The sequence below is a fragment of the Pseudomonas sp. GM78 genome, assembly GCF_000282475.1.
In the GTDB taxonomy this organism is placed as follows: Bacteria; Pseudomonadota; Gammaproteobacteria; order Pseudomonadales; family Pseudomonadaceae; genus Aquipseudomonas.
Window position 1 is genome coordinate 1 of record NZ_AKJF01000052.1, and the last position, 785, is coordinate 785.

A 785-nucleotide genomic window follows, 5' to 3' on the forward strand; every position below is an offset into this window, starting at 1 on the left:
ATCTCCAGTGGAATCTTGCCCGGGTTGCGCAAGCGGTGAACCGAAGCGATCGGAATGTAGGTCGACTGGTTTTCAGTCAGCAGGAACACATTCTCATCGCAGGTCACCTCAGCGGTACCGCTGACGACGATCCAGTGCTCGGCACGGTGGTGGTGAATCTGCAGCCACAGGCACGATCCCGGCTTGACCGAATAGTTCGAGCCTAATCCAACTTAGCATGCTCAGCGGTAATGGGTGAGTGGTCCTTCCCTAATCCAGCCATGCTATATCTCGGGACATAGTAGTTAGGTGTGATATATCCATGGGTATTAAAAGAATTTCTGGTTGCGCTCAGGGTGTATGGATTTCATTGTCAACTAGCAGTTCTGTTAGTGGAAGAGTGTATTAGATTGAGTTATGTTGTCGCTGCTGTTTTTATTTTTTATAAGTGATAAGGAGTTGGTCATGGTTGAGCAAAATAGGTTTCTCGGTATTACTCTAGAGTCCCGTGAGGAATGGATAACTATACGAGCATTGGAAGATGTGAAATTGCGGTCGTTGTCCCCTATTTTCGATACGACGCAACCAGGCTGGGATATTCCGATATCGCAAAAGTGGAGTGTTGGGGGAATAAAAGTTCAGGTGAAATTGATCAAGATGGATATTTTACCGCCCCCTCTACTCTGGGGACGGTAATTGTATCTTGTCACGCAACTTTTGGTTCCTCTCCGGATATGACTGGGTGGGTTGTAATAGATGTAATTTAAACTGGAAAGCGCCAAAACCCCCGCCCAACCCACTGCGGA

General features: G+C 47.4%; 1 pseudogene. It reads right to left on the minus strand.

The features are described 5' to 3' along the window. Nucleotides 1-191: pseudogene (locus PMI35_RS33630) on the minus strand (cupin domain-containing protein); the annotation flags it as partial. Between the last annotated feature and the right edge of the window lie 594 nt (nucleotides 192-785).